21 protein-coding genes are annotated in these 26,538 nt (G+C 40.6%); 8 read left to right on the top strand and 13 right to left on the bottom strand.

The features are described 5' to 3' along the window. Window positions 1-85: 85 nt before the first annotated feature. The 3 genes from MBUR_RS04765 to MBUR_RS04755 all read left to right on the top strand — a co-directional run bounded on the left by MBUR_RS04765 (window position 86) and on the right by MBUR_RS04755 (window position 3,448). Window positions 86-1,825 carry a hypothetical protein gene (locus MBUR_RS04765; protein WP_011499023.1) on the top strand — a complete coding sequence of 580 codons (1,740 nt, stop codon included), beginning with the start codon at window positions 86-88 and terminating at the stop codon, window positions 1,823-1,825. Between the two features lie 540 nt (window positions 1,826-2,365). Beyond that, entirely contained in the window at window positions 2,366-3,187 is an 822-nt protein-coding gene (locus MBUR_RS04760; RefSeq protein ID WP_011499022.1) for a F420-dependent methylenetetrahydromethanopterin dehydrogenase, read from the top strand. Between the two features lie 36 nt (window positions 3,188-3,223). Continuing rightward, on the top strand, window positions 3,224-3,448 hold the full coding sequence (locus MBUR_RS04755; RefSeq protein ID WP_011499021.1) for a hypothetical protein: 225 nt from the start codon (window positions 3,224-3,226) through the stop codon (window positions 3,446-3,448). 40 nt (window positions 3,449-3,488) lie between these two features. Here MBUR_RS04755 and MBUR_RS04750 read toward each other — a convergent pair whose 3' ends face one another. Further along, window positions 3,489-4,082 (bottom strand): pyruvate kinase alpha/beta domain-containing protein, encoded by a 594-nt coding sequence (locus MBUR_RS04750; protein WP_011499020.1) that lies wholly within the window; start codon window positions 4,080-4,082, stop codon window positions 3,489-3,491. Window positions 4,083-4,252: 170 nt separating this feature from the next. Here MBUR_RS04750 and MBUR_RS04745 point away from each other — a divergent pair, with 170 nt between their 5' ends. Beyond that, entirely contained in the window at window positions 4,253-4,999 is a 747-nt protein-coding gene (locus MBUR_RS04745; protein WP_011499019.1) for a proteasome assembly chaperone family protein, read from the top strand. Window positions 5,000-5,005: 6 nt separating this feature from the next. Continuing rightward, on the top strand, window positions 5,006-5,395 hold the full coding sequence (locus MBUR_RS04740; RefSeq protein WP_011499018.1) for a DUF473 domain-containing protein: 390 nt from the start codon (window positions 5,006-5,008) through the stop codon (window positions 5,393-5,395). A gap of 1 nt (window position 5,396) precedes the next feature. Here the strand turns inward: MBUR_RS04740 and MBUR_RS04735 are convergent, their stop codons facing one another. The 3 genes from MBUR_RS04735 to MBUR_RS04725 all read right to left on the bottom strand — a co-directional run bounded on the left by MBUR_RS04735 (window position 5,397) and on the right by MBUR_RS04725 (window position 8,146). Beyond that, on the bottom strand, window positions 5,397-6,014 hold the full coding sequence (locus MBUR_RS04735) for a DUF169 domain-containing protein (RefSeq protein ID WP_011499017.1): 618 nt from the start codon (window positions 6,012-6,014) through the stop codon (window positions 5,397-5,399). Window positions 6,015-6,034: 20 nt separating this feature from the next. Next, complete coding sequence (sepS, locus tag MBUR_RS04730) at window positions 6,035-7,654, bottom strand: O-phosphoserine--tRNA ligase (RefSeq protein WP_011499016.1); 1,620 nt, start codon at window positions 7,652-7,654, stop codon at window positions 6,035-6,037. Window positions 7,655-7,870: 216 nt separating this feature from the next. Beyond that, entirely contained in the window at window positions 7,871-8,146 is a 276-nt protein-coding gene (locus tag MBUR_RS04725; RefSeq protein WP_011499015.1) for a UPF0147 family protein, read from the bottom strand. Between the two features lie 113 nt (window positions 8,147-8,259). Here MBUR_RS04725 and MBUR_RS04720 point away from each other — a divergent pair, with 113 nt between their 5' ends. Further along, the gene (locus MBUR_RS04720) at window positions 8,260-8,736 is read left to right on the top strand and encodes an Sjogren's syndrome/scleroderma autoantigen 1 family protein (protein WP_011499014.1); all 477 of its coding nucleotides are present in this window, start codon (window positions 8,260-8,262) and stop codon (window positions 8,734-8,736) included. 71 nt (window positions 8,737-8,807) lie between these two features. On the opposite strand, the gene MBUR_RS04715 is transcribed toward MBUR_RS04720, so the two are convergent. From MBUR_RS04715 to MBUR_RS04695, 5 genes are all read right to left on the bottom strand, one after another. Continuing rightward, the gene (locus MBUR_RS04715; protein ID WP_048063536.1) at window positions 8,808-11,084 is read right to left on the bottom strand and encodes a DEAD/DEAH box helicase; all 2,277 of its coding nucleotides are present in this window, start codon (window positions 11,082-11,084) and stop codon (window positions 8,808-8,810) included. Window positions 11,085-11,163: 79 nt separating this feature from the next. Beyond that, window positions 11,164-12,909 carry a glycine--tRNA ligase gene (gene glyS / locus MBUR_RS04710; protein ID WP_011499012.1) on the bottom strand — a complete coding sequence of 582 codons (1,746 nt, stop codon included), beginning with the start codon at window positions 12,907-12,909 and terminating at the stop codon, window positions 11,164-11,166. Between the two features lie 1,244 nt (window positions 12,910-14,153). After that, window positions 14,154-15,095, bottom strand: coding sequence for an IS5-like element ISMbu1 family transposase (locus tag MBUR_RS04705; protein WP_011498552.1), 942 nt, complete (start codon window positions 15,093-15,095; stop codon window positions 14,154-14,156). Between the two features lie 496 nt (window positions 15,096-15,591). Next, entirely contained in the window at window positions 15,592-16,383 is a 792-nt protein-coding gene (locus MBUR_RS04700; protein WP_011499011.1) for a 2-amino-3,7-dideoxy-D-threo-hept-6-ulosonate synthase, read from the bottom strand. Window positions 16,384-16,464: 81 nt separating this feature from the next. Continuing rightward, entirely contained in the window at window positions 16,465-16,815 is a 351-nt protein-coding gene (locus MBUR_RS04695) for an ATP-binding protein (protein ID WP_269479039.1), read from the bottom strand. A gap of 178 nt (window positions 16,816-16,993) precedes the next feature. Between MBUR_RS04695 and MBUR_RS04690 the strand changes: the two genes are divergently transcribed. Continuing rightward, a complete protein-coding gene (locus tag MBUR_RS04690; RefSeq protein ID WP_011498778.1) occupies window positions 16,994-18,475 on the top strand; it encodes an IS66-like element ISMbu5 family transposase in 1,482 nt (493 codons plus the stop codon). On the opposite strand, the gene MBUR_RS12925 is transcribed toward MBUR_RS04690, so the two are convergent. Continuing rightward, window positions 18,406-20,034, bottom strand: a complete 1,629-nt coding sequence (locus MBUR_RS12925) for a hybrid sensor histidine kinase/response regulator (protein WP_052286202.1) — start codon at window positions 20,032-20,034, stop codon at window positions 18,406-18,408. The two genes, MBUR_RS04690 and MBUR_RS12925, sit on opposite strands and share 70 nt — an antisense overlap. 19 nt (window positions 20,035-20,053) lie before the next feature. Beyond that, the gene (locus MBUR_RS12920) at window positions 20,054-23,029 is read right to left on the bottom strand and encodes a histidine kinase dimerization/phosphoacceptor domain -containing protein (protein ID WP_011499010.1); all 2,976 of its coding nucleotides are present in this window, start codon (window positions 23,027-23,029) and stop codon (window positions 20,054-20,056) included. Window positions 23,030-23,107: 78 nt separating this feature from the next. On the opposite strand from MBUR_RS12920, the gene MBUR_RS04675 reads away from it, so the two are divergent. Next, window positions 23,108-24,049, top strand: a complete 942-nt coding sequence (locus MBUR_RS04675; protein WP_011498552.1) for an IS5-like element ISMbu1 family transposase — start codon at window positions 23,108-23,110, stop codon at window positions 24,047-24,049. 244 nt (window positions 24,050-24,293) lie between these two features. On the opposite strand, the gene MBUR_RS04670 is transcribed toward MBUR_RS04675, so the two are convergent. Further along, a complete protein-coding gene (locus MBUR_RS04670) occupies window positions 24,294-25,496 on the bottom strand; it encodes an FIST signal transduction protein (protein ID WP_011499009.1) in 1,203 nt (400 codons plus the stop codon). 484 nt (window positions 25,497-25,980) lie between these two features. Continuing rightward, window positions 25,981-26,493, bottom strand: a complete 513-nt coding sequence (locus MBUR_RS04665) for a deoxyuridine 5'-triphosphate nucleotidohydrolase (RefSeq protein ID WP_011499008.1) — start codon at window positions 26,491-26,493, stop codon at window positions 25,981-25,983. Between the last annotated feature and the right edge of the window lie 45 nt (window positions 26,494-26,538).

Here is a 26,538-nt window from a genome sequence, read left to right as displayed (position 1 = left end):
GATCATTATGAATTTAAGCTATACATATTTGAAAATATATAGATACTCGACAATTCTTATTATTTCTATAGCTCTTCTTTCTTCAATGACCTTTGTTGCCTCGGCAGCTACAACGTTTGATGTTCAGGATCCCGAGGGGAAATATACTTTCAAGATTACTTTCCCTAATGGGGAGGGAATCGGATACGAGCCCGGGTATCATGTTGAAAATAGAGGAGATTATGTCAAAATATCCATTGAAGAACCCTGGGATCATCAGAACTCAGTTGATGTTAAAATTGAAGTTGAAGGGGTAGACATAAAAGAATGGGAGCTCTTCGAAAAAGGCTTCCCTATTAAAAGAAACTATGAGACTAATGACGAATTCACATTGCACTTTAGTTCGGGTTGTACCCAACTTAAATATTGTGGCGTGTTTTACACCGTGCACTTATTGAGTAAAGCACCCAAAGGTTCTGCAAATCTTCCTTTTATTTTAGTGGCTGAAACAGATGAAACAGATGACTTTTTCATTACTCCTACTTATCAAGAGATCGAATACGGTAAAACTATCGATTTCACTCTGAAAAAAGAAAGAAATGGCATCTATTCAGAGATAGATCACAATGAAGTTAAATGGATTGTTGGACAATCCAAATCACTTAGTGAATTCAGAGACAATGTAATTATAGGAACAATTGATAGGGATGGTGTTTTCACATCACAAGAGATCGGTACTTGCACTCTTTTTGCCAGAATGGATGGAGAGATCAAAGACCAGGCCGAAGTGATTGTAACATGTCCTTCTGACAAGAAAGCAGATCTCCAGGAGGTTATCCGCCTCTACCAGCTTCGCATTTCTGAAGGGCCATATCAAAAGGATCTTAAAGCAGGAAACGAATGGACTACTTTTGGTCTTGGTCCGGGTAGTATCACGAACCTTTATTCTAACTTAGATGATGAATACGGAGATTTTACTTGTGGATCATATCAATATAAAGTTCTAGTATTTCTAAGCAAAATGCAGTCAACTCCTGGAGAGTGCCACCTTTTGAACGGATATGATTTCGGACCTATAGAAGGCTCATACAGCGGACACCACGCGACCGTTGTATACCCCATAGGGACTGACTGGAAGAAGACCGGAATGGTCTTTGATCCATGGCCTCAGCAAAAGCCGGAGGTAATGCCCATCAGTGAATGGGAAAAAACCTTCTCACCGATAGCAGGTGACACTTCTCCGGGATACCGGTATGAATACAATACTACCAAAGACCCAAATGATTACCAATATGCTGCATGGACCGTAGCCAGTGATCTTGTTTCTGAAACGGGTGACCTGATTGGGGATATGGGTGCATTAGTGGGCTTTGGCCAATGTCCGGTAAACATTTTGATCACTGACAGTAATGGTCGTCAGCTGGGTACTATTGATGATAGTAACATGGTTTTTGAGATCCCGGATGCTTTCATTACGAGAATGGGTGATGGGGAAGGGGGCTATTCATGGTATTTCATTCTCCCGAATACAGGTGAATATGATGTTGACATTACAGCATTTGATGATGGTGATTTTGAGTTCTTCGTCATGAATACCAATACAGAACAACTGCAAAACTATGGGGAGCAAGCCATAAAGAATGGTGAGGTCGCAGAGGTTGAACTGAGCTCACAGGATCCGACGACACCTATGACACTACCTGATGGCTCTGAAGTGATTCCAATCTTGGAAGAACCTGTAATTCCAGAGAGCACTGTGCCGACCGAAGAGAAAGGACTTCCGGGTTTTGAACTCTGGATGACTGCCTTTGTGATCTTCGTGGTTATGCTGTTCAGAAGGTCATAAGTTCACAAGTTTTAATGTGGCAAGTGATATTTTCTTTTTCCAAGCCACTAACCTTCTTTTCTGTTTTTATCTATTTTTGATATTTAGTTTTGTTTCTGTAAACCATTGATGTCAACAATATCATCAACAGGTATTCTCGTTTTCAGTGGATCGTGTAAAGACAAGAGTGCACATAATTATAAGTAAATAAATAATAAAAAAATTAAGAACCTGCTTCAATGGATGGAGGGGTAAATCCCAGCTATGAATCCATTTTTTAATTGAAAATTTTGTAACATTATTTTTTTCGTATCATAGAATTTATGTATTCATTTGTAATTTTGATATTCGAACTTGGTGTTGCAGGAAGTATTTGTCCTCCCGTCTTTGATATTTGTTTTTTGTCTTATTTATTTAATCGCTTTTCATTGTTTTTAAATCGGATTCAGTAGACATGATTCATCACAGTATATATATTCTGTCTGGGAAATGTATCTGTTATGTTACTGATTATACAAAAATATTATATGCTACCCCGTACTTGCAGTAATGTGATCTACTATGGCAAAAATAGGATTTATTAAGTTAGGCAACCTCGGCATGAGTCAGGTCATTGACCTCGTACAGGATGAGATAGCAGCAAGAGAAGGTATCAGTGTTCGTGTATTCGGAACTGGTCCTAAAATGGGCAAAGATGAAGCTGCAGAAACAGCAGCACTTAAAGAATGGGATGCTGATTTCTATGTAATGATCAGCCCTAACTCAAGTGCACCAGGTCCAACCGCTGCACGTGAGATCTACAAAGATGTTCCATGCATCGTTATCTCTGATGGTCCAACCAAAAAGGACGACAGACAGGCACTCGAGGACGCAGGTTTCGGTTACATTATCATGACCGTGGACCCACTCATCGGCGCAAAGAGAGAGTTCCTTGACTCCGTGGAAATGGCATCCTTCAACTCTGATGCAATGAAAGTTCTCTCCACCTGTGGTGTTGTAAGACTTATACAGGAAGAGCTTGATATCGTCACTGCACAGGTTGATGAAGGTAAGGAGATCGTCCTTCCACACATTCTCGCAAAGCCAGAGAAGTGTATCGAACGTGCAGGTTTCAGCAACCCATACGCAAAAGCAAAAGCACTTGCAGCACTTCACATGGCTGACAAGGTAGCACAGATCAACTTCCCAGCATGCTTCATGATGAAGGAGATCGAGCAGGTAACACTCACAACCGCAACAGCTCACGAAATGATGCGCGCAGCAGCACAGCTCGCTATCGATGCACGTGAGATCGAAAAATCAAACGATACAGTCCTCAGGCAGCCACACGCAAAGAAAGGCAACATTTTGTCAAAGACTGCATTGTACGAAAAACAACAGTAAGTGTCTTTTTGACACTTCTCTTTTTTTAATATTTCCATGGACACACTTACAACCGTTGCGATCGCAATTGCCGTATTTCTGGTCCTTATTGTACTAACTGCAATGGAGCTCAAGACTGCTTCATATATGCACACAGAAAAGAATAGTTTATCTCCACCAGGCAATAATGGGGAGAATGGATGCAATACTGACAAAGATGACTGCAATACTGGTGAAAAGGAATGCAATGATGATGAACGCGATACTGTAATTCAGGATTAATTTAAATAAAAAAGGCATCCCTTAAGGATACCATCTGAATTTACTTCGGCTCTTCTTTTTCGCGTGGCATTGCCAGTATCTCACGTACCTGCATGTTGAAGAAATTCTGAGAATGTGCTGGTCTTACAACAAGTGCTACATCTGCACCCTGACGTGTACCACCAATGGCGATAACCTCTGTATCCTTTGATACGGGTATATAACCTGAATCTGCAGCCATCATAACAACTTCCAGGGCTACCTTGAAACCTTTGCCAAAGACCGCACGCAGCGTGTCAGAGATCACATCTGCACGACTTGCACCGCCCAATCGATTTGAAATGGCACGCTCTACACCTGAGAACATATGTGACTGGGTTGTAACGATCACTCCCATTTCCTGAAGTTTTTTTAAATTTTCCTCATCCATCTCCCATTTTCCATCCTCTCGGAGTCCATACTGATGGGTGATGGCAATCACCTTCACGTTCTTTCCCTTTACTGCTTCTGCCATCTTCAATGCAGTATAACCTTCAGTGCTTGATAGTACAATATATTCTATCTCGAGCTCTTCTGCCCGGTTGGCTGCTACTTTCACAACATCATCGGTATTCTGCTTACCAACATCATCAAAATATAGTATAGATCTTTTCATATTATTCCTCCATTATTCATATGCTTTATTTGTTATTTGCATCAATTTCGTTATTATTTGGTTTAATTCTATCGTTTTCTTCTTTTCATAGTACGATGTACTTATCTATGAGTATCCTCTATTCATATAATAAGTAAATTAAGGGTTATTATTCACATTGGGTGATTCTTTTGTCAGAAACAGATTACGACGCTATCGATGTAGATATCATAACAAGGCCAGTAAAATCGAAGGATCCTATCCTGATAGAAGGTTTCCCGGGTATTGGCCTTGTGGGCAATATTGCCAGCCAGCAAATAATTGAAGAATTAAATATGGAATATATAGGTTCCATTGAGTCTCGCTATTTCCCACCAATAGCCGTTCTGTATGAAGGGTTGGTGAACATGCCTGTACGGATATATGAAAATGTGGAACACAACACTATTATGGTGGTCTCGGATATTCCTATCAATCCTTCGGTTTCCTATGATGTCAGCAAGGCACTTGTCGGATGGGCAAAATCAATAGGTGTGAAAGAAGTTATTTCGATTGCAGGCATTGCTACCATGAGTGACGAATACAAAGTGTTCGGAGCTGCAACAACTGAAGAAATGCTTGAGAAGATCAAGGATCAGGTGGAGATATTTCAGATGGGTACGATCTCCGGTATCTCTGGCAGCGTAATGGCAGAATGTTTCATGCAAAATGTTCCGGCGATCAGTCTACTGGGTGCTACAAAGACACAAAATCCAGATCCAAGGGCTGCAGCAGTTGTCGTTGATGTCCTCAATTCTATGTATAACTTTTCGATAGATACAGAGGATCTTATCGAACAGGCAGAAAAGATCGAGATCGAAATGCAGAAACTTGCTGAAGATGTAAGGTCAAGTGAACAGGCACCAACTCCAAGAAAGGAATATCCAATGTACGGGTGATCTGGTATGGAATACGCCGCACTTACGGGGATATCGGATACTGTTATATCTGAATTAAAGGGCCATCTATTGCGCACTATTGAGATTAGAAGTCCTCAGAACTTTTTCACATCACTGGACTTCGATGTGAATGATCATATATTTCTGACCCGCACCTCTGCGCAGGATATTATGCGTGGGACTTCGGGTGTGGTGGCACAGGTTGTAAAACACCATGTATCAACACACAAAATGATCACAGGAAATGACACTTTTTATGAAGAGTATGAATCCATGATTATCCGGCTTCAACTGAAGCCCATTGGGGTAGCTCGCATAAATAATATAATTTCTAACGAGTTAGGAAAAGTTACGCTTGTGGATGCCGAACAGATATGCTTCTATGAAGCACGCTGATTCAGTATCGGGTTTTGGGGATATTCTTTAATCCCTTCTCTATTTTCTTTGCATTATCAAGATCGATACCAATGGGTATCTCATTGTCGCTGTATTCGCTATGCTTGCGTGAACCTTTGCAACCGTAAGACAATCCAATCCCATTCTCAATAGCAAGCGCAGTACAGTCACCGCAAATAGATGCTGCACCGAATGTGTCGATACTTACTCTATCTCCATTGTTATATGCTAATGCCTGCACTACCCTCATAGCTATCTCAGGCTTTAGGTAAAGGATGATCACATCGAACTCGCCATTGTTCTTTGACAATGGTTCTATCCTGATATGTCCATATTTTTTCTTTATTCTCGGAAGGGCCAATACTGCCTTTTGTGCAGTTTCTGCATCGATGTAGCGTCCTGATGCCAAATAGTATCTATCCGGCTTATCTTCAGATTTGCTCAGAACATATTTGCCCGGGGGGCAGCTTTGGGAGGCAGCAAGGAAACTCTCACCCTTGCGTGCTTTTGTTATCATCTCACAATAGAGGAGCTCATACTCCTCTCCGATATCGCCTTCCTGAAAGGTAACGCAAACAGCGCCTCCATCATCCATCAGTTTAGCTATCTCTGTGAACATGTGCCATCCCTGCAATTGATTTACTCTATCTCTGCTCTTACTGTGGTGAACACAGGTCCTCGAATGTCGATCTTCTGCTTCTTCCCGGTTATATATCTCTGAGCAAGAGGGTCGAGTTTGATGTTTATCTCGGAAGGTACCTTGACTATCCTTACTCTTGTCTCACACTCCTTTTCCCCTTTCTCCACGGCCTCCTCGATCTCTTTTGCTGCTTGTGCTGCAAAAGCTTCGATAAATCTCACGCCGGTCCTTGCAGAATGGTTCTCAAAGGCCTTTTTCCACTTTTTGTTGTTAGGGAGGCCAAGAACATCGTTTTCATGGACAAGAACCTCATTGTAAGCTGCCGGACCACAAAGTTTTGTGTCTTCTTCAGGCTCTATCACGGAAACCTTCACTTTCTTACCCTTAAGTATGCCTTCCCAGGCAACGAACTCGCATGGGCTTGGCTCTGAACCGTGCATGTCACATTGCATGACTATACCTTCCAGTATCTCCTGTCCTTCAGGCGTTTCCGGAAGTTTGTCAACGAATATCATTCTTGCCAGTTCATTGTCCTTTAGCTCCCATTCTGCGTATTGTGGCAGCTGTGGATAGGTCATACCTCTTAGGTCGGTAGAATCATGGAGTATCATGGCAAGCCTTTCAACACCAAGTCCGAGGTTCATGACCGGGCATGGGATGTTGTATTCAGCAAGTGCGGTTGGTGAGTAGATCCCAAATGTTGCGATCTCTATCCATCCGTCAGAATATTTGGTATTAGAACCAACAAGTTTTGGATGGTATGCAAAGACCTCTATCTGGGTATCAGGTACGTAATACTTGCTCCTTTTCTCGTCCGGACGGAACATGAACTTCTCAAAACCGAACTGTGCCAATAATCCTTGAGCGACGGCCTTTCCGTGATCAACAGTGACATCTTCATCCATTATGACACAGGACGCTGAATAGTATGTCATAAGGCGTGAAGCATCTTCCTGCTGTTCTCTTCTGAAAGAACGGTCGATAGAGAATAAGTGGAATGGCGGTCTGGAACGTTCAAGAATGCCTGAGAGTGAAATGAACCAGCCTGATGTCATATGGCTTCTGAGCGTCTTGGTGGTGGCTTGCGGGGTAAGTTCCTTGAATTCCGGGAACACCTTGTCTATCATTTCGACCACAAGTGCATCGGATACGTTAAGTTTAAGCGCTATCTCGGGGACAAGGTCGTCTCCTTCAACTTCACCTTTTTTGTAAGAATGCAGCACTTTCCTTATGGTCTCGATACCTTCATCATCGATACCTCCAAGCATTTCCTTTATTTTTGCAATGCGTTGATCGGAGATGCCTACATTTGGTCTTGGTAGCCCGGCAAGATAGTAGCAACGGTCAAGGACTGCCAGTGCTTCATGGCCGAATTGTTTGTAAACCTCTTTCTCATCAACGATGAGTGGATTCATCATCTCATCAAAACCCATGCGAAGATAAGCTTCTCTGAGCTTTGCGATGGTATCATAAACAGGATGTGCTTTTCCGAAGTGGAATGATGTGTGTGGGTACTGCTGGTTCAGACCTGTTTTTTTAATAAGGTCTTTGCCACTTGTCCATGCAGAATCAAAGTCTTCCTTAGCAGCTTTCTTTATGGATTCAGGATCGAATTTCATGGTAAAATCTCGTTATTTTTAATGGTGTGCTCGTAAATCGTTAGCTCAGATATAAAAATGTATCAACCCATTTTATAGTTACGTTCGATGATCGGCCTGTCCGGTCATTAAAGGTTTTGTATCTATCAAAAATAAGTGTGCTGAATATCTATAAATAAAAATATAAGAAAAAATCTGGTCGGAATACCAGAATGTTCTTTGTTGGATCGTAATCGATCACTCATCAACAGGGATCGTTTCAAGCTGACTTGCTACATTCCATATAAGTGTCCTTGTATGTAATGGAATGTTTGGGTCGTTGCTGATATCTTCCAATATGGATATACTGGATGATGTTCTCAGAAAAAGGGGTTCTGCTTCGTTTTTCAAAGTTGCAAGTATGTCGTTTGCGGAACGTCTGATATTCCTTGGTACGGAATTGTCGTTCGCTATATGTTCTAACACCTGTGTGCATTGTTTAATGACGTCTTCAGGTTCGCTGGCACCTAACATTTGGATCACCTTAATAATGGTTTAATGATAAAATAAGAAATTATGTTATATTATCCCTTACTATTATATCCTATAAAAAGACTTTCATTAATGCAGTGATCAAAGGTGAAAAAATGAGCGATAGTGACGATAAAATAAAACAGATATCAAGATTGCTGGAAATGGGCGGTACTATGCTTGCACAGCATTGTGCTACATGTGGTGCTCCAATGTTCAGGTACCAGGGAGAAGTACTTTGTCCAATATGTCAGGACAGCAATGCGAATTCCGGTCAACAGCAAAATGCAGGACAACAGGTTGCATTGGCAAGAAATGAAATAAAAGAAGTTCCTCATGCAGGTGGCATTGCCAGCTCTCCCGAAGATCCTGTACGACAACCGATGTTTCGTTCTGAAGAACTTTCTCATAATAATATGCCAGGGCAAATATCGGCAGCAGTTCCTATCGAAGGTCTGAATTCAGTTGCAGAAAGCCTGAAATTAAAAATTGGGCACATTGCCGGTCTGCTTCAGGTCGAGACCGATCCTCGCAGGATGGAGGAATTTCTCGATATTATGGATAGATGTCTTGACATCCTTGAAAGACTTTAATAAGCTTTTTAAAAACAGAAATCTCATAAATCGATAGTAGAAAACCGGTATTTCCGTTTGCTCTTTCTTTTTCAATTTTTATATTTGCTGCTAAGTATTTCCCGCATCTTTCCTGCGGTCTTCGGTCCAATGTTCTTTACTTCCTTTAATTCATCTAGCTCTGCTTTCATAACATTTTCCACGGTTCCGAAGTGGTCAAGGAGATTCTTTGCAGCATTCGGTCCGATGTTACTGATGGATGATACGATATATTCCTGCTGTTGTGATAGCATCATTGAAGATTTTTTTCCGTGGACACTGGTACTGCGTTTTTCATCGATCTGTTCTCTCTTTGCCAGTATGCCGATCAGGGATGCAGTGTCCTCTGCATCTCTTGTGTGAAGTATTGACACTCCAAAATCCAGTGATAGTGAAGCAAGCATTCCGTGTATGGCGTTTGGGTTCACCATCCTTGTGGTGAACAAACCTTCTCCTTCGATGATGAGTATGGGTTTTTCATAGGCTCCTGCAAGATCGGATATCTGTCTGAATATATGGCGATCAAGTAAGGAATTGACAAAGTCTTCGGTACTCTTGCGCTCGATAGCCACCCGGTCGCTTACAATATAATCTCCTACTTCAAGTGTTTTTACAACGATGTTGAATCCAAGTTTCTCAAGACTGCGTGCAACGGTGCTTCTGATCTCTCTCTGGTCGAGGATTACCGTCACTTCCTCGTCAGAGAAGTCTGAAAGCCCGGTCTGTTGTTCCTCCTCACTCCTAAACTCACTTGCAATGTCGGTCTTGTCATTTTCATTGTTTGCTCTATTCAACTCTGACATATTCTCCTGCCATTGCTGCATATTGCTTTGCATACGCTTTTCTTTATGTGCACAGCTCCAGTAATATGCTTCGTCCCGGGTTCCTTTTGTAACAAGTACTACGACACGTCCTTCATGCTTCCTTCCTGTCCTGCCTTTTCTCTGTATGCTTCTGATCTCGGAGGGGACCGGTTCATAAAAAACTACCAGGTCGGTAGCTGGGATATCAAGTCCTTCTTCTGCAACGGATGTTGCCACAAGGACATTATATTCTCCGGCCTTGAACTTCTCAATGATCTCAACCTGTTGCTTTTGGGTAAGCCCCTTGTCCTTGAACTTGGAACTTTGTCCCACAAATTTGACAGGCCTTATATCTTTTATTTCGGAAAGGGCGTTCGTCACCATTTCAGAGGTATCGCGATAGTTCGTAAAGACGATTACACGGGAGTCGGGTTTGCCATTTAGTTCCTTTGAGACGATATCTTTTACAACGGCAAGTTTCGGATGTTCTGTGGTGCATTCCTCGAGCCTTTTGTATAACTGTCTCATATAGAGGTCATCAGAAAGCCTTTTTGAAGCTTTACTTCCTGTTCTGGAGGTGGCTTCGTTCTCAAGTCGGGCTGTATATTTTTTAAGTGCTTCGATGCCCTGTGTTTCTACTATCTCCACAGCATGACTTACCTTCATAACCTCTGCAAGGATCGATAGGGCGCTGTAGACTGCAGGTTCGGCCATTTCTCTGATCTGTCCCTGTAACTTTTTCTGAAGTCCGAGCAGGTCCATTTTTGAAGCTTTCTTGCCGTATTGGATGGAATATCCAAGTTCTGTTAGTTTTTGGAATCTATCCTCAAGGACCTTTTCCAGAAGGTCTTTCAACTCCCTCATCTCAGAAGGCAGTATCACATGGTTCCATTCGACCTCTTTTTTATGGATATAGGGTGTTACGTCAGGGTCTGTTTCTGTTTTTATCGCAACCGATCTGATGTAGAGGTTCGTGCATACCTCACTTATCTTCTCATCAGAACTTCCCGGACTTGCAGTTATCGCAAGGCAGTGTGGTTTTTTGGCATCCTCAAAGTATCTTTCGGCTATATATGTATATGCATAATTGCCAACAGCTCGATGAGCCTCATCAAATGTAATGTGAGTGACATCCTCCAGGCTTATGCGCTTGGTAAGTATATCGTTCTCAATGACCTGCGGGGTGGAGATGATCACTTTTCCCTTCTTCCAGAGCTCTTCTCTCTTGTCAGGCGCTACTGCACCTGTAAAGGTCAGTATCTCATCTTCGGGGATGTTCAGTGTGGACCTTAAAAAAGCGGCATGTTGCTCTACAAGAGGTTTTGTGGGGGACAGTATGAGTGCTTTCCCGCCTGTTTTTTGCAGGCGTGAAGCTATTACAAGAAGGGCGACTATCGTTTTTCCAAGACCTGTTGGCAGCACTACCAGTGTTGGTGCTGATAGTGCCTTTCCGGCAAGGTCAAGCTGGTACAATCGCTGCTCGACTGTATTGGGTTTGACCAGTGGGTGCTTAATGTGTTCGCTCATATTTACTATAGGTTCAAAATTTGCTTGAGGCATTACTGTTCTTAAACCTTTTAAATATGAGGCAAGTGGGGTGAAAGTATTAGATGCTCACGCCCGTATTTTCAAGGTCCAGTTTTCCATAGACTAGGTCGTAGATCGAGTTCTCGATACCCTCGACAGATGCTCTAACCTGCTTCATCGTATCTCGATCCCTTATGGTGACGGAATTGTCTTCAAGGGTGTCATAATCGATGGTGATGGAATATGGAGTTCCAATCTCATCGTTCCTGCGGTAGCGGCGACCAATTGCCCTTGAATCATCGTAGGCAACGAGTAAACCTCTTTCACGAAGTTTCTGTGCTATCGCCTTTGCAGGCTCGATAAGCTCATCTCTTGTAAGGAGGGGGAGGATAGCAACCTGTACAGGTGCAACTTCGTTCCTGAACCTGAGGACCATCCTTTCCTCTTCCTCCTCGTCTCCTTCAACTTCCACCTTTTCTTCATCGAACGCATGTTCCATTGTACAGTACAGTATCCTGTCGATACCGTATGATGGCTCGATGACATGGGGTACTATCTTTTCACCGCTGACTTTTACGGTCTCTTGTGCATAGCTGATTATCTCGGAAGGTACTGTGAATTTTTCTCCATTGACAATTACTTTGATCTCGTCCTTGCTAAGTTCATCTTCACTCAATTCCCTGAGTGCATCAGCAACAGCTTTTGCCTTTCCTTTGAACAATGGCCCGAGCTTACCCATATCAGGCTTCACAACGAATTGTTCGACCATTTTCGGCTCATCATATTCGATATGTATCTCAAGTTTGGTACCGCTTGTCTTTGCATGTGCTTTCAGGTCGAAGTCTGTCCTGTCCGCAATGCCGACCACCTCTATCCAGCCGAATCTGTCGGTGAGTATCTCGGCATCCCAGCAATCGATGGCGTAGTGTGCCATCTCGTCCTTCTGGTGCTGTCTGAACCTTAGCTTGTCCGCAGCAATTCCAACGCGCTGGAGGAAGTGGTTCGTAAGGGCAATATGGTATGCAAGGAACTCATGTGCAATTATATCATTCTCAACAGCTTCCCGAACCGTCATCTGCTCGATGGCACCCTTCTCCTGTGCTTCATCGGAGTACAGGTTCAGGGTGACCTCTGCAAATCTTTCAAAGTTTGGGTGCCCTTTCTCTTTAGGATGGGTGAATATTTCCGCTTCAGCCTGGGTAAATTCCCTCAGCCTGATGACTCCTTGTCGGGGTGAGATCTCATTACGATAGGATTTTCCGATCTGGGTCGCACCAAAGGGTAATTTGTCACGGTAATATCTGGAGAGCCTCTGGAAGTTAATGAACATTCCTTGTGCGGTTTCCGGACGCATGTAACCTTGCCTTCCAGTGCCGGGGCCGATATTTGTTTTGAACATGAGGTTGAACTCATATGCTTTTCCAAGCTTGCCTCCACATTCAGGACAGCCGATATCATTCTCCTTTATGAGCCTGTCAAGTTCTTCATTGCTTAACGCATCTGCGACCTCTACTATCTTATCGACAAGATGATCTGCTCTGAAAGCTTCCTCGCATTCCTGGCATTCGCAGAGCGGGTCTGAAAAGCCTCCTACGTGGCCGGATGCGACAAAGACATCCTCTATTCCTACGGTTGGCGTTTCGATCTCCATGAACCCTTCGTGTATCACATAGAGTTCACGCCAGATCTGCTCGATCCTTCTCTTTAAAGTGCATCCAAGGGGTCCATAATCATAGAATCCGGCAGCGCCGCCGTAGAGTTCAAAGGAATTCCATAAAAAGCCTCTTCTTTTTGCCAGTTCAATTACTTGTTCATATCTGTCCATAATAGATCCTCTTAGAGTCATGATCATATCGATCTGTGAATATTAATTATGATACATTCGATATTTACATTGCATTTAATGTTATCGTGGTATTATTCTTTTTAGTATCAATACAGTCGAAAGTACCTCATTATAATAATGATGCAATGGATACCCTTATATACCGAGTAACATATAGTATGATATAAGCAAGACCGAAAAAATCATATCGTACCACCACCACCACAAACTGATTTTTTTAGTCATTCCATCAAGGTCTTGCTATTATTCTTTTCCTTTTAACTTTTCATTCCTTCATGCCTTGTTTTTATTGTTGTGACTTTTAACCTGTACTCTCAGTTTCTTGTCCTATCAATGTAGATCATGAGCTTTGCTTAAGGATATTCTATTTATTAAGGATCTAAGAGAATTTGTGTAATATTCTTGTGGTGGTAATGTGTGAGACTTTGGGTTGTTATAGCTCTGCACTTCAATCGTCCGAATAGTATCATCATAATGATAATAATGCATCGAATATCTTTATATACTGGGTAGAATATAGTATAATATAAGCAAGACCAAAAAAATCATATCGTACCACCACCACCACAAACTGATTTTTTTAGTCATTCCATCAAGGTCTTGCTATTATTCTTTTCCTTTTAAAAGTTAATTCCTCTATATCGTGTTCTTATTTTACTGACTTTTACTCTGTACTCCCAGTTTCTTGTCCTATCAATATAGATTATGAGCTTTGCTTAGGGATATTCTATTTATTAAGGATCTAAGATAATTTGTGCAATATTCTTGTGGTGGTAATGTGTGAGACTTTGGGTTGTTATAGCTCTGCACTTCAATCGTCCGAATAGTATCATCATAATGATGATAATGCATCGAATATCTTTATATACTGGGTAGAATATAGTATAATATAAGCAAGACCGAAAAAATCATATCGTACCACCACCACCACAAACTGATTTTTTTAGTCATTCCATCAAGGTCTTGCTATTATTCTTTTCCTTTTAACTTTTCATTCTTTCATGCCTTGTTTTTATTGTTGTGACTTTTAACCTGTACTCTCAGTTTCGTGTCCTATCAATGTAGATCATGAGCTTTGCTTAAGTATAGAGAATTGCGATTAACTGCTGATTTTTTTCAAAGCAAATTTTTCCAGCTAAAATTTTGAGCTTTTCTCTCTATTTCCAGCAGTTTGCTAGTATCTATTTATATACTTTCCAACTTTTTTGAATAGCTACCGCTATTCATCCTAATGATTTTCTTCTTATTGTCCTCAATTGATAGAGATTATAGCTGAATGCTGTAATCGCCATTTTGACATTTACTCTTGCCAACGTTGTTACTCTTACAAATCCTGACGTAAACACATTTTTGATAACAGCATAAGGTCTTTCTCCCTTTGCTCTTTTCCTGCTTATTCTTTTGTTTCTCATCTTATCCCTAATACCAATAGGATGACCTCGCACGCCCCTTTGCATAGTTGCATCATATCCTTTTGAAATTGCACCAAAGTAACCTCTATCTCTGTAAACAACTTCGCCTTCTTCAGAAAGATCCACCTGACTATCATGAACTGAGGCAGTAGTTGTCCTATATCTCCTTATCAGATCATATTCGGTATCTTCAATGGTATGTAGTTTATATCCAAAATGTGACTTAGATGCCTTTTTTGTCCATGTACCGTCCTTACATCTTCTGGTCTTTGCTTCATTTCCACGAGGAGTATCAAGATTTGCATGTCCTGGATCAGCATGTATAAATGTTGCATCCTGAATCATACCTTGTTTGATCCTCAAACCTTTCTTATCAAGTTGTCTTTGCATTTCATTCCAGATTTCATCTTCTTTTCCTGATTGAGCAATTCGTTCTCTAAATGCCCAAACAGTAGTATGATCTGGAATTTTTGCAGGAAAGCCCAAGAATTTCCTAAAGGAAATTCTGTCAGTAGCTTGTCTTTCAAGTTCAGGGTCAGATAGTCCATGCCATTGTTGCAATACTAACATTTTGAGCATGACGATTTCATCAACGTTTGGTCTGCCACCGAACTCTGTTTTATTGATATACATCTCTGCTATAATTGGACGAAATGGTTTCCAATCGATGAGAGATTCAATTTCAGAGAGCTTGTCACCGAGATTTTCAAGACGTTTGTACTCTTCTTTAAAAGCAAAGTTTGTTAAGGACATAATACAAAATTATTGTAATATATTATAAATATTGCGTCTGTTTCCGAGGTTTATCGGAATTCTCTATATTCTATTTATTAAGGATCTAAGAGAATTTGTGTAATATTCTTGTGGTGGTAATGTGTGAGAATTTGGGTTGTTATGGCTCTGTACTTCAATTTCTTCAATATGCTCATTATAATGATGATGCATACGGATATCTTTATATACCAGGTAGAATGTAGTATAATATAAGCAAGACCGAAAAAATCATATCGTACCACCACCACCACAAACTGATTTTTTTTAGTCATTCCATCAAGGTCTTGCTATTATTCTTTTCCTTTTAAAAGTTAATTCCTCTATATCTTGTTCTTATTTTACTGATAAGGTCATTTGGTTAGGACTATGCTTCTACTGTTGCTCCTAAAAACAGCACTTCAATTTTGATGCAATAACTTATCTACTAATAAAAAAGTGCCGGATTACCCGGCATTTATTTCTAAAACTACGCAGATCAATCTTCCAAAGCTTCATCAACGGTCATTTCACCATGGATGACCTTTGAGAGTAGGTTGACAAGTCTTGTGGGGTTGTCTGCCTGGAATACATTTCTTCCCATTGCCACACCCTTACAACCCACACTGAGTGCATCGGAAACCATCTGGAGGATCTCTCTTTCAGTATCCATCTGAGGACCCCCTGCGATAACGACAGGTACGGGACATCCATCAATTACTTCCTTGAACGACTCAGGATCACCAGTATAACTAGTTTTGACAATATCTGCGCCAAGCTCTGCACCAATCCTTGCAGCGTGTTTAACATATTCTACATCATGCTCGGAAGGAACTTTTGCACCTCTTGGGTACATCATGGCAAGGAGGGGCATTCCCCATTCGTCACATTTTTTAGCGACAAACCCCAGATCTTTCAACATTTCAGCTTCGTCTTCAGCACCAACATTGATATGCACAGAAACTGCATCTGCACCAACTTTAATGGCTTCTTCCATGGTGGTTACCAGTACTTTGTGGTTGGGGTCAGGTCCAAGTGATGTTGAACCGGAGAGGTGAATAATAAGTCCTACATCCCTGCCGTAGCCTCTGTGTCCGTGTTTCGCAAGTCCCATATGGCCAAGTACTGCATTTGCACCGCCTTCTGCTACTTTGTTGACAGTTGCAGGCATGTCTATAAGGCCTTTGATAGGCCCTGCACTTACGCCGTGGTCCATTGGGATTATAATTGCATTTCCAGTATTTCTGTCGAATATACGCTCCATCCTGACAGATTTGCCAATTTCGCTCATGCTATGGGAGATGGTGTATGTATTACATATCTTTTCTGGTGGCTATAAAAGTAAATAAATTGAACTGGCGGATGAATAAGTTCAGTAATTGAGTGGTATGGTAAACCCAAATGTACTTCCTTTTCCTAATTCGCTTTCTAACCACACCTCTCCATTATGCATTTCAACAAATTGCTTGACGAGGGTAAGGCCTAGTCCATTACCTCCATGTGTTCTGGTAGTAGATGAATTGAGTTGTGAAAATGGCTCAAAGATGATTTCCTGATCCTCTCTGGCAATACCAATTCCAGTATCACTTACCATAACTGAGATCAAATTACCTTCATCTTGAACTTCAACTGCCACAAATCCCCCATTGTCAGTGAACTTGATGGCATTTCCTAGTAGGTTGTATAGTATCTGTTTGAATTTGACCTTGTCAGCCTTAACTATCCGGTTTTTTGAATTTATATTAAAGGATAGTAACTATTCAGCCACCTTTGCGTGCTAAAATCCCCCCACCTCAATTTATTTCATCTTCTGACATGGATTTTTACGAAAAAAGTAAGTAGTAGCATTCTATTTAAGTTCACACCCAAAAAATCAATTGGTTTTGCCAAACAGGAGGTGAATGAACACGAAACGCAAAGAAATCCTAGCAGTTTATGAACAAGGTCCCGAAGCAGTTGTCACTCTTGTCACTACATTGTACGACATCATTGCTGAACAACAAAGGATCATAGAACTACAAGCTGCCAGAATAACCGAACTCGAAGAACGAGTTAAAAAATTGGAAGAGCAACTCAAAAAAAACAGCCGAAACAGCAGTAAACCACCTTCAACTGATGTTTTTATTAATGAGAAACCAAAAACAAAAAGCAGACGAAAAAAGAGTGGAAAGAAACCAGGTGGTCAGAAAGACCATCCTGGAACTACTCTCAGAATGGTAGATGTTCCTGACGAAGTTATAATTCACAAAGTACACAAATGTAGCAATTGTGAAAGATCGCTTGAAGATATAGAAGTTAAAGATCATGAAAAAAGGCAAGTATTTGACATACCTCCCATTAAACTTCAAGTAACAGAACATCGTGCTGAAATCAAGTCCTGTCCTCACTGCGGTTGCAAGAACAAAGCTACTTTTTCAGAAAAGGTTAAACAACCCACGCAATATGGCTTGCGTCTTGCATCATTAGCAGTCTACTTACATGATTATCAATTACTTCCTTATGAACGCAGCTGTGAATTGCTAGCTGATGTTTGTGGATGTGAAATAAGTCCCGCTACTTTGGCCAGGGCAGAAAAGACATGTTTTGAAAAACTTGAAGATTTCGAACAGCAGATCAAGAACTTCTTAATAGAATCTCCTGTGATAAATTGTGATGAAACTGGTATGAGGATAGAAGGAAAACGACAGTGGTTACATGTTGCTTCTACAAACAAAATGACATGTTATTATCCTCATCAAAAAAGAGGCTCTGACGCAATGAATGCGATGGGAATCTTACCAAATTTCAATGGTACAGTAGTTCATGATTTCTGGAAATCATATTACAAATATGATTGTGATCATTCGATCTGTAATGCTCATCTATTGCGAGAATTAACAAGTGTAAGCGAGAACGATAATCAATTGTGGTCAAAAGCTATGAATATTCTACTTATTGATGTCAAAAAGTCAGTTGACCAGATCCGAGGAATGTCTGGTTGTATGAAACCAGAGAGAATTAAAGAGTTTGAAGATTGGTACGGCCAGATTATTCATATTGGGATAGAAGAAAATCCTCAACTTCAAGCCAAATCAAAGAAGCGAGGAAGAACTAAACAAACCACAGCAAAAAATCTGCTGGATCGGTTTATTGGTTATAAAAATGATATTCTCAGGTTTATGCATGATCTAAAAGTTCCATTTGAGAATAATCTTGCAGAAAGGGATGTGAGAATGATGAAAGTACAGCAGAAGATATCGGGTACATTCCGAAGTATGCAAGGAGCATTAATTTTCTCGCGGGTAAGAAGTTACATTTCTACTGTTAAGAAGAATCAGATTCCTGTGATGGATGCAATTCGAAATGCAATTGCTGGAATGCCATTTATTCCAACAATTGTTTGAGCTTCTAATCTTTTTGTGTAAAGGTTGGTCATACAGGATTGATTATAGGTAGGCTGAATAGTTACAAAGGATATATCAATATTCTTTCCCATGCAAAGTGGCAACATCGTATGATTTGTTTCTTTGATGACATCATTGATCAGGAATTCTTCCCTCTTGATTTCCATTATTCCAGCTTCGAACTTTGACAGGTCCAGGATCCCATTGATTATATCCAATAGATGTTTTCCACTTTTAAGAATGTTGAATGCGTATCTTTTCTGATTTTCATTTAATGGTCCATAGCTCTCGCTATGTATAATGTCTGAAAAACCAATTATTGAATTAAGGGGTGTTCGCAACTCATGGCTCATATTTGCAATGAACTCGCTCTTTGATTTATTGGCAGATTCAGCAGCAATTTTTGCATTCATTATCGCAAGTTCGGCGTTTTTGTGATCAGTTATATCATGCAATATTCCACTAATTGAAACAACACCTGTCTCTTTTTCAATCAACCATGTAACGTGGTTTTCCACCCATCGTAATTCTCCGTCCTTTCTCCTTATTCGGTACTCTAAAACACGATTTTCAAGGCTTGTCTGCATTTCTCCATATGCGGAAAAGACCCTCTCTACGTCTTCTGGATAGATGGACTTCTCCCATAGGCATGGGTCACTGAGCCATTCGTCAACACTATATCCAAAAATGTTTTCAACAGCTTTATTGCAATATGTATTTTCAAAAGTTTTGTGATTGGCGCTGTAGATCATTTCAGCAATATTTTCAGTTAGATCGCGGAATTTTTGTTCAGATCTCATCAAAGCAGCAGTTGCTTTCTTGCTCTCTGTTATATCCCTTATGATTGCCATCTCTGCCGGTTTACCTTTGTATTGGATGTAAGATTCATTTATCTCAACCGGGATATATTTTCCATCTTTTGTCAGTATCTCAATCTCATAATTTGGTTGAATGGCTTCTCCTCGGATTCGTTTTTCATATCTGTCCTTTACGAGATCAATATGGTCCGGTGACACAAAATTTACAAAAGGAAGTTCATTTGCTTCATCAAAGGAAAATTTGGTCATGTCCAGCATCTTCTTATTCACATATTTGAGTACGGAGTCCTGTATGATAATTATCCCATCATTTCCTTTTTCGACAAGGGTGGAATACTTCTCTTCACTTTCTATTAATTTATTCTCCATTTTGTGTTTGTAAAGGGCTATTTCTATGATGGTATGTAATTCCTTTTCTTCAAAAGGCTTGAGTAAATAACCAAAAGGACCTGTTATTTTTGCCCTATGTAATGTATCGTTGTCGGCATAAGCGGTAAGATAGACTACTGGGATATTAGAATGAGCATGTATCTGTTCAGCTGTCTGAATTCCATCCATGTCCCCTTCCAGCATAATATCCATCAGCACCAGATCTGGGGAAAACTCTTCTACTTTTTCGATGGCTTCTTCTCCGGATGCAACTGTGGCAGGGACTGAATATCCGAATCCTTCCAGTATATTCTTTATGTCCATTGCCGTAATAAGTTCATCCTCTACAACCAAGATCTTGGAACTTGTCATTTAATTTCTACCCCCTCACTCAATATTCAAAAGTTATCACAAATTTAGTTCCATTACTTCTGTCAAGTTCTATATTACCATGAATTTGTTTCACAAGCGTTGTTACTAGTTGCAAGCCCAGCGAATGTGTATTTTTATAGTCCAGGTATTCGGGTATTCCTTCTCCGTTGTCGCTGACAATAAGGGTGATCACATTATTTTCAAGATGGAATTTTATATTGATTTCCCCTTTTTTCTCTGATTTATAAGCATGCTTTAAGGAATTCGAAACAAGTTCATTGATTATCAATCCAAGGGGAATAGTTTTTTCTATTCCCATGTAAACGTTATCAATGTCCAGTTTAAGTTTGATGGCACGGTTGCCTACTCTGTACGTCTGGAACAGGTATGTAGTCAGATTTTTAATGTAATCGCCAACTTCTATACTTGCCAGATCATTTGATTGGTACAGTTTCTGGTGAGCAATAGCCATTGATCTGACGCGGTTCTGACTTTCCATGAATGCAGCAATTACTTTTTCATCATTGAAATTCCGGGATTGAAGGTTGAGTAGACTGGAAATTACCTGGAGATTATTTTTAACCCGGTGATGGATCTCTTTTAACAGGATATCCTTTTTCTGAACTTCTTCTGCTTGTTTACGTTCTGTGATATCAATAAAGCTCTCTATCAGATGCAGGCGTCCATTAAGATTTACAGAAGCTACATTCTTAAGGATGGGGATCTCTTCACCTTTGACATTTAACAGTACGCGTTCGGATCTGTCTATGTTTTGTTTGAGGTCGCTGATAGGACATTCTCCCTTCTCGGCCGTACAGATAAATTTGTGGCATACTTTGCCAACGATCTCCTGTTTTGGTGCACCAATACTTTGAACTGCGGAAGGATTTGCATCAACGATCATATGTGTTTCTGCATCGATTATTACAACCCCTGTTTGGATCGATGCAAGTATACTCTTTACTTTTTCTTCGTTTTCCTGCAACACTTCCTCCGCACGGTTGCGTTGAATGGCTGCACCAATGGCATCAGCTGCGGCTTTGAGTGCATCCTTCTCTACGGTAAACCATTCTCGTTCATTAGTACAATCATTGAAACAGATGAATCCCCACCAATTTTCTTCCACCTGTATTGGAACTGCTGCGATAGATAATGCTTTGCATGCTTTCAGGATAGGATATTCGATTTCGGGGAATTCATGAATGGGTCCTGCTATCACATTTCCTGCCTTCAATATTTTGATCCAGCGTTCATAATCATCCTCTGTGTACGATATACGATGTGGCTCAAAACTATCGTTCAGGTCATTTATCCCTGTAATCTTCCACTGATTGGTCTGGTATGCTCGAAGTATTCCATCTTCACCGACCACGTTTTTAAAAATGTATGCTTGATCTATATTTGTTGCCTGTCCCAATCTTTCAAGAACCGTTTGTATTGCATCTTCTAAAGGGTACGGTCCCAGTAATTTTTCAGCTGCGAAACTTACAGCCTCAAGTATCGCATCGCGACCTTTTAGAGCCATTTCTGCCTTTTTTTGTTTGGTAATATCTTCTACAACACAGATTCCTCCAAGTGGAGATCCGTTATTAGAGAAAACAGACCGTGCTTCAGCTTTGATCTGTGTCTTTTTGCCACTGATAACGGAAATATACTCACCTTCAAAAGATCCTGTGTTTTTAGAAAGCGTTTCTTTAACAACCTCTGATACGTGAGCATTTGTTTTTGAGTCCAGTATATTAACACCGATAATCTTTTCTGCTGGTGGTCCAATGATCCTTGCAAAACTACTATTACAATGGGTAATAATTCCATCCTGATCATAATGGAAAATTCCTACCGGGGAATTTTCAAATATCATGCGATACTTGTTATCGGATTTCACTAATTCTTCTTGTACCCATTTACGCTTTTCCTCCACTGCTATTGCCGTAGCAATGACCCCTATCATCCATTTATCTTCTTTAGTAGGTACTATATCTTTTTGGAATACACAGCACAAGGAACCAACGAAGCTTTCTCCGAGCTTAACACCTGTTCCTATATAGGTCTTTAATGCATATGGGATCACATTTGGGTCTGTCTGTGCATATGCTGTTTCGGAAAGGTTCCTGACTACCATCAAATGATTATCTGCACGCTGGATCACATCATAACAAATATGTCCTTCTGGCTCATCCAATGGGTTATAGTCAGTTGGTGTTTTCCATTGTCCCCATGAATAGAGTATACCATCATCTAATCGGTTGTAAAGTGCACAGGTAGCTCCCATCAATTCCCCGAAAAGAGCTGTAAGGCTATTGATGTTCTCGAGTGGGTCTGCCCCAAAATTTAAAAAACATTTGTTCATCCTTTTGATGCGATCTTCTGTTCGTTCACGTTGTTTGATCTCTCGTTGGAGCTGTTCATTGGAAATTGTCAGCTCTGATATATTATGTCGGATAATTTCCCGTGATTCAATATTGTATCGCAATGCATCCATCTGCTGAACAAACACCCTGAAAGACGGTTTGATCTCTTCATCGATCGTATCATAGAAATCCTTCTTTTTTGTGGTTATTCCACCTAGGACAAATCCATGCAGCTTCCCATTTTTATAATAAGGTGCGTAAATTACCTGGCATAACCCCAGCGATCCCCACGGTTTTGATGGTTTCGATCCCTCGATAAAGACTCCTTCCTTTGCGTTAATTATATCTTCGGAAACGATCCAATCCATGACCAATGGGTGCTTCTCCTCTAAACCATAATTCTCCACAATAGCTAAGCTATTATTAGTTGCATCGTAAGTGAAGATCGCCCCACATTCAACTTCAAAAACCTCAACTATGGATTCTACTGTTATTGAAGCAAGTTCATCCAGACTCGTAGCCTGAATAGCTTCTTTGTTGTAGGACTGGATCGATTTAAAGCGCCCCAATTCCCGATCAAGGAGATCTCCTGTATTGACAAGCTTCTGCTCGATCGCAGAAAAACGGGTTACCTGCTTTTGCAACGCGTTATACTTAGGAGAATTCCGATAAACCCCTCAAACAGAAGCAATATTTATAACCTATTACAATAATTTTGTATTATGTCCTTAACAAACTTTGCTTTTAAAGAAGAGTACAAACGTCTTGAAAATCTCGGTGACAAGCTCTCTGAAATTGAATCTCTCATCGATTGGAAACCATTTCGTCCAATTATAGCAGAGATGTATATCAATAAAACAGAGTTCGGTGGCAGACCAAACGTTGATGAAATCGTCATGCTCAAAATGTTAGTATTGCAACAATGGCATGGCCTATCTGACCCTGAACTTGAAAGACAAGCTACTGACAGAATTTCCTTTAGGAAATTCTTGGGCTTTCCTGCAAAAATTCCAGATCATACTACTGTTTGGGCATTTAGAGAACGAATTGCTCAATCAGGAAAAGAAGATGAAATCTGGAATGAAATGCAAAGACAACTTGATAAGAAAGGTTTGAGGATCAAACAAGGTATGATTCAGGATGCAACATTTATACATGCTGATCCAGGACATGCAAATCTTGATACTCCTCGTGGAAATGAAGCAAAGACCAGAAGATGTAAGGACGGTACATGGACAAAAAAGGCATCTAAGTCACATTTTGGATATAAACTACATACCATTGAAGATACCGAATATGATCTGATAAGGAGATATAGGACAACTACTGCCTCAGTTCATGATAGTCAGGTGGATCTTTCTGAAGAAGGCGAAGTTGTTTACAGAGATAGAGGTTACTTTGGTGCAATTTCAAAAGGATATGATGCAACTATGCAAAGGGGCGTGCGAGGTCATCCTATTGGTATTAGGGATAAGATGAGAAACAAAAGAATAAGCAGGAAAAGAGCAAAGGGAGAAAGACCTTATGCTGTTATCAAAAATGTGTTTACGTCAGGATTTGTAAGAGTAACAACGTTGGCAAGAGTAAATGTCAAAATGGCGATTACAGCATTCAGCTATAATCTCTATCAATTGAGGACAATAAGAAGAAAATCATTAGGATGAATAGCGGTAGCTATTCAAAAAAGTTGGAAAGTATATAAATAGATACTAGCAAACTGCTGGAAATAGAGAGAAAAGCTCAAAATTTTAGCTGGAAAAATTTGCTTTGAAAAAAATCAGCAGTTAATCGCAATTCTCTTAGTTTTAAGCTCATCGTAGCTCAAATTTTTTCCAGTCATGTTTTAGGGATCTGCCTTTATTCATTTATGCTGTGTGAGGTATCTGATGTGAATATGCTGAGAGCACATCAGTCGTTGCGCTTAACAATGACATAAAGAGCGGTTGTGTAATTGTGGAAATGGTTGCGTCCTCCTAATCTTGCAAACTCACCCAGGCCGTACATTCCCAACCACGGTATATCTTCACCGTTACAGAGAGGGTACTGCATCCTGGCCACAATTTCATCTTTAAGGATGCAGTTTAACATCCCCCTTCCTCTTGCGACACAGTCTGCGTGGAACACAGCAACGGGTCTGCGACCATCACATCTTTCAACGATCTGCCCGACCATCTGGTCAAGTCCATCAAATATTCTATCTTCATCTCTCTTGGTGAGGCAGAGTTTTGTGCCCTCTGGACAATCAACCGGCATATAGATGCTACCATCTGGTCCTTTCTTTGCTATCACACGAAGAATGTGTGTGTTTCCATATTCTTCCTGTAAACTCTCTGGCAGTTCTTCAGCAAGTGCTCCAATTGGGATCGTATCCGCAAGTTGCGCTGTTTCTGGTAGTCCAAGATTATCTGTCAGACACTTCCAGGCCGGCTGTCCATCAAGCTCGAACACACGGTTCGACTCAGAACGTGTTACTTCAAAAGGCATTTCTATTATTTCAAAACCGTGGGAAGCTTGTGATATAACTTCAAGTGTGGGATCTGCAAAACCAATTGCTAATGCACCTTTTTCAAGTATCTGGCCGTCAACGAACTGGAAGTTATTAATGGCTTTCATATTATCAGAAGAGGTAGCTCCAAATATCGGAACATCGGTGCCAAACACGGATTCGATACCTTCCAACGCTTTGTCGGCAGCAATATCGATGCCAGATGCCAGAAAATGGATCATGTTGACGTTTGGATTCTTGTTCTTAAGGTCCTGAGCCAATTGAGCACTGACCTCATATGAATTGGGTCCTGTAATGTTGTCCTTAATGACCACGGAAAATTCATCATTTCCGCCTTTTACTGTCATGATCGCCAGACTCCTCATTGCTTCATTTGGTCCCTCTTTGCCAATAATTCCAGAGCAGGTACAGCCCACAACCTTTGCACTGGGTGCAAGTTCATGCGCTTCACTTATAATATCATTCAGATCATGGCCGATGGTAGTATAGATCACCACAAGATCACAATCAATGCTCTCTTCATCAACGAGTGCATTTTCAAGACATTCTGCGATGGCTTTTTTTGAGTTAACAACTCTTGTACTACTGGATGAAAATTTTAACATATTCCCTCCACTTTGGTTATAACTTTATGGTTTCAACAATCTGCAAAACCTGAGGATAGTTTTCTGTGAATACTGACACATCTCCTGCTTTATCATAAGAATATTGACATTTTCAAATATATATACATTTGCCATCATAATTCAGCAATCTTATTTTTGTGTGTCAGATGGAATACAGATTGCATAAAAGAGTGATCAAACACAATGCATGAGTAAAACTGTCTGAAATGATATGGAGATCTTGCACATATCTCTATTAGATGCCTAATATATTGTGGGACCAAAATGGTCGGTGTGCAAGTAAAAAATAATATATTACATATCTATATATTTTATCGATAGTCTCCCTTTCGATCGCATGCTTTTTTGCTCTGTCGTTGGTTTTCTGTTCGGGATGATGGCTGTAGCTAAAGCTCATATAAAATAATGTCTGAAACATTAATGATATTGTATTCCAGTAAATGTAATTGTAAACTTCAGAAGTTCAGATGTTCTCATTCTGATAACTTCCACTATAGCCTTCTTCTACTTCTGTGTGAAGGTGGTAGAAAAGAAGCTGCATTATCCGTGCATCCTTTTTTAGATCGAAACCGTCCTTGTTGTGAACAACTATCATACATTCACTTCTTCCCGAGTACCCGGCATCCCATACAGCAGTCTCAAGGGTTGCTCCACACCTTATCAATGTAGATCTTGGTTTTGCTATTGCTGCAAGGTCCTTTGGTATGTTCACTATTTCGTTCAAAAGTACCTTGTATACCCCTGGATCGAGGTGTATCCACCCATCCTCATTGAACTCGATCGTATCGCCCTCAGACAATCTCCTGCCAGAGTTATCAAAATCGACTGCACCAGGACTTTTAATAGTTCTTATTTCTTTAAGTGTCATCTCAACACCGTTTGGCTGAAGCTGGGTATCCATATCGATCATATTCTCGACAAGTGGCGGGTTTGCAAGTACAAGTTCTCTTAGTTCATTTTGGGATAAAAGGGTCATGGGGTAGGGATAGTGTGTATTGGTTATTATCATTTCGGAAGACTA

The organism is Methanococcoides burtonii DSM 6242 (assembly GCF_000013725.1).
GTDB lineage: Archaea > Halobacteriota > Methanosarcinia > Methanosarcinales > Methanosarcinaceae > Methanococcoides > Methanococcoides burtonii.
Note: the sequence above shows the minus strand (reverse complement) of the source record. Positions and strands in the feature narration are given on the sequence as shown.

Coding starts and splice junctions, on each gene's coding strand:
- MBUR_RS04720 (WP_011499014.1), top strand. CDS start 8,260: ATGAGCGATAGTGACGATAAAATAAAACAGATATCAAGATTGCTGGAA.
- MBUR_RS04715 (WP_048063536.1), bottom strand. CDS start 11,084: ATGAGCGAACACATTAAGCACCCACTGGTCAAACCCAATACAGTCGAG.
- MBUR_RS04740 (WP_011499018.1), top strand. CDS start 5,006: ATGGAATACGCCGCACTTACGGGGATATCGGATACTGTTATATCTGAA.
- MBUR_RS04675 (WP_011498552.1), top strand. CDS start 23,108: ATGTCCTTAACAAACTTTGCTTTTAAAGAAGAGTACAAACGTCTTGAA.
- MBUR_RS04735 (WP_011499017.1), bottom strand. CDS start 6,014: ATGTTCACAGAGATAGCTAAACTGATGGATGATGGAGGCGCTGTTTGC.
- MBUR_RS04725 (WP_011499015.1), bottom strand. CDS start 8,146: ATGTTAGGTGCCAGCGAACCTGAAGACGTCATTAAACAATGCACACAG.
- MBUR_RS04670 (WP_011499009.1), bottom strand. CDS start 25,496: ATGTTAAAATTTTCATCCAGTAGTACAAGAGTTGTTAACTCAAAAAAA.
- MBUR_RS04750 (WP_011499020.1), bottom strand. CDS start 4,082: ATGAAAAGATCTATACTATATTTTGATGATGTTGGTAAGCAGAATACC.
- MBUR_RS04700 (WP_011499011.1), bottom strand. CDS start 16,383: ATGAGCGAAATTGGCAAATCTGTCAGGATGGAGCGTATATTCGACAGA.
- glyS (WP_011499012.1), bottom strand. CDS start 12,909: ATGGACAGATATGAACAAGTAATTGAACTGGCAAAAAGAAGAGGCTTT.
- MBUR_RS04690 (WP_011498778.1), top strand. CDS start 16,994: ATGAACACGAAACGCAAAGAAATCCTAGCAGTTTATGAACAAGGTCCC.
- MBUR_RS04760 (WP_011499022.1), top strand. CDS start 2,366: ATGGCAAAAATAGGATTTATTAAGTTAGGCAACCTCGGCATGAGTCAG.
- MBUR_RS04755 (WP_011499021.1), top strand. CDS start 3,224: ATGGACACACTTACAACCGTTGCGATCGCAATTGCCGTATTTCTGGTC.
- MBUR_RS04765 (WP_011499023.1), top strand. CDS start 86: ATGACCTTTGTTGCCTCGGCAGCTACAACGTTTGATGTTCAGGATCCC.
- MBUR_RS12925 (WP_052286202.1), bottom strand. CDS start 20,034: ATGACAAGTTCCAAGATCTTGGTTGTAGAGGATGAACTTATTACGGCA.
- MBUR_RS04705 (WP_011498552.1), bottom strand. CDS start 15,095: ATGTCCTTAACAAACTTTGCTTTTAAAGAAGAGTACAAACGTCTTGAA.
- MBUR_RS04665 (WP_011499008.1), bottom strand. CDS start 26,493: ATGACCCTTTTATCCCAAAATGAACTAAGAGAACTTGTACTTGCAAAC.
- sepS (WP_011499016.1), bottom strand. CDS start 7,654: ATGAAATTCGATCCTGAATCCATAAAGAAAGCTGCTAAGGAAGACTTT.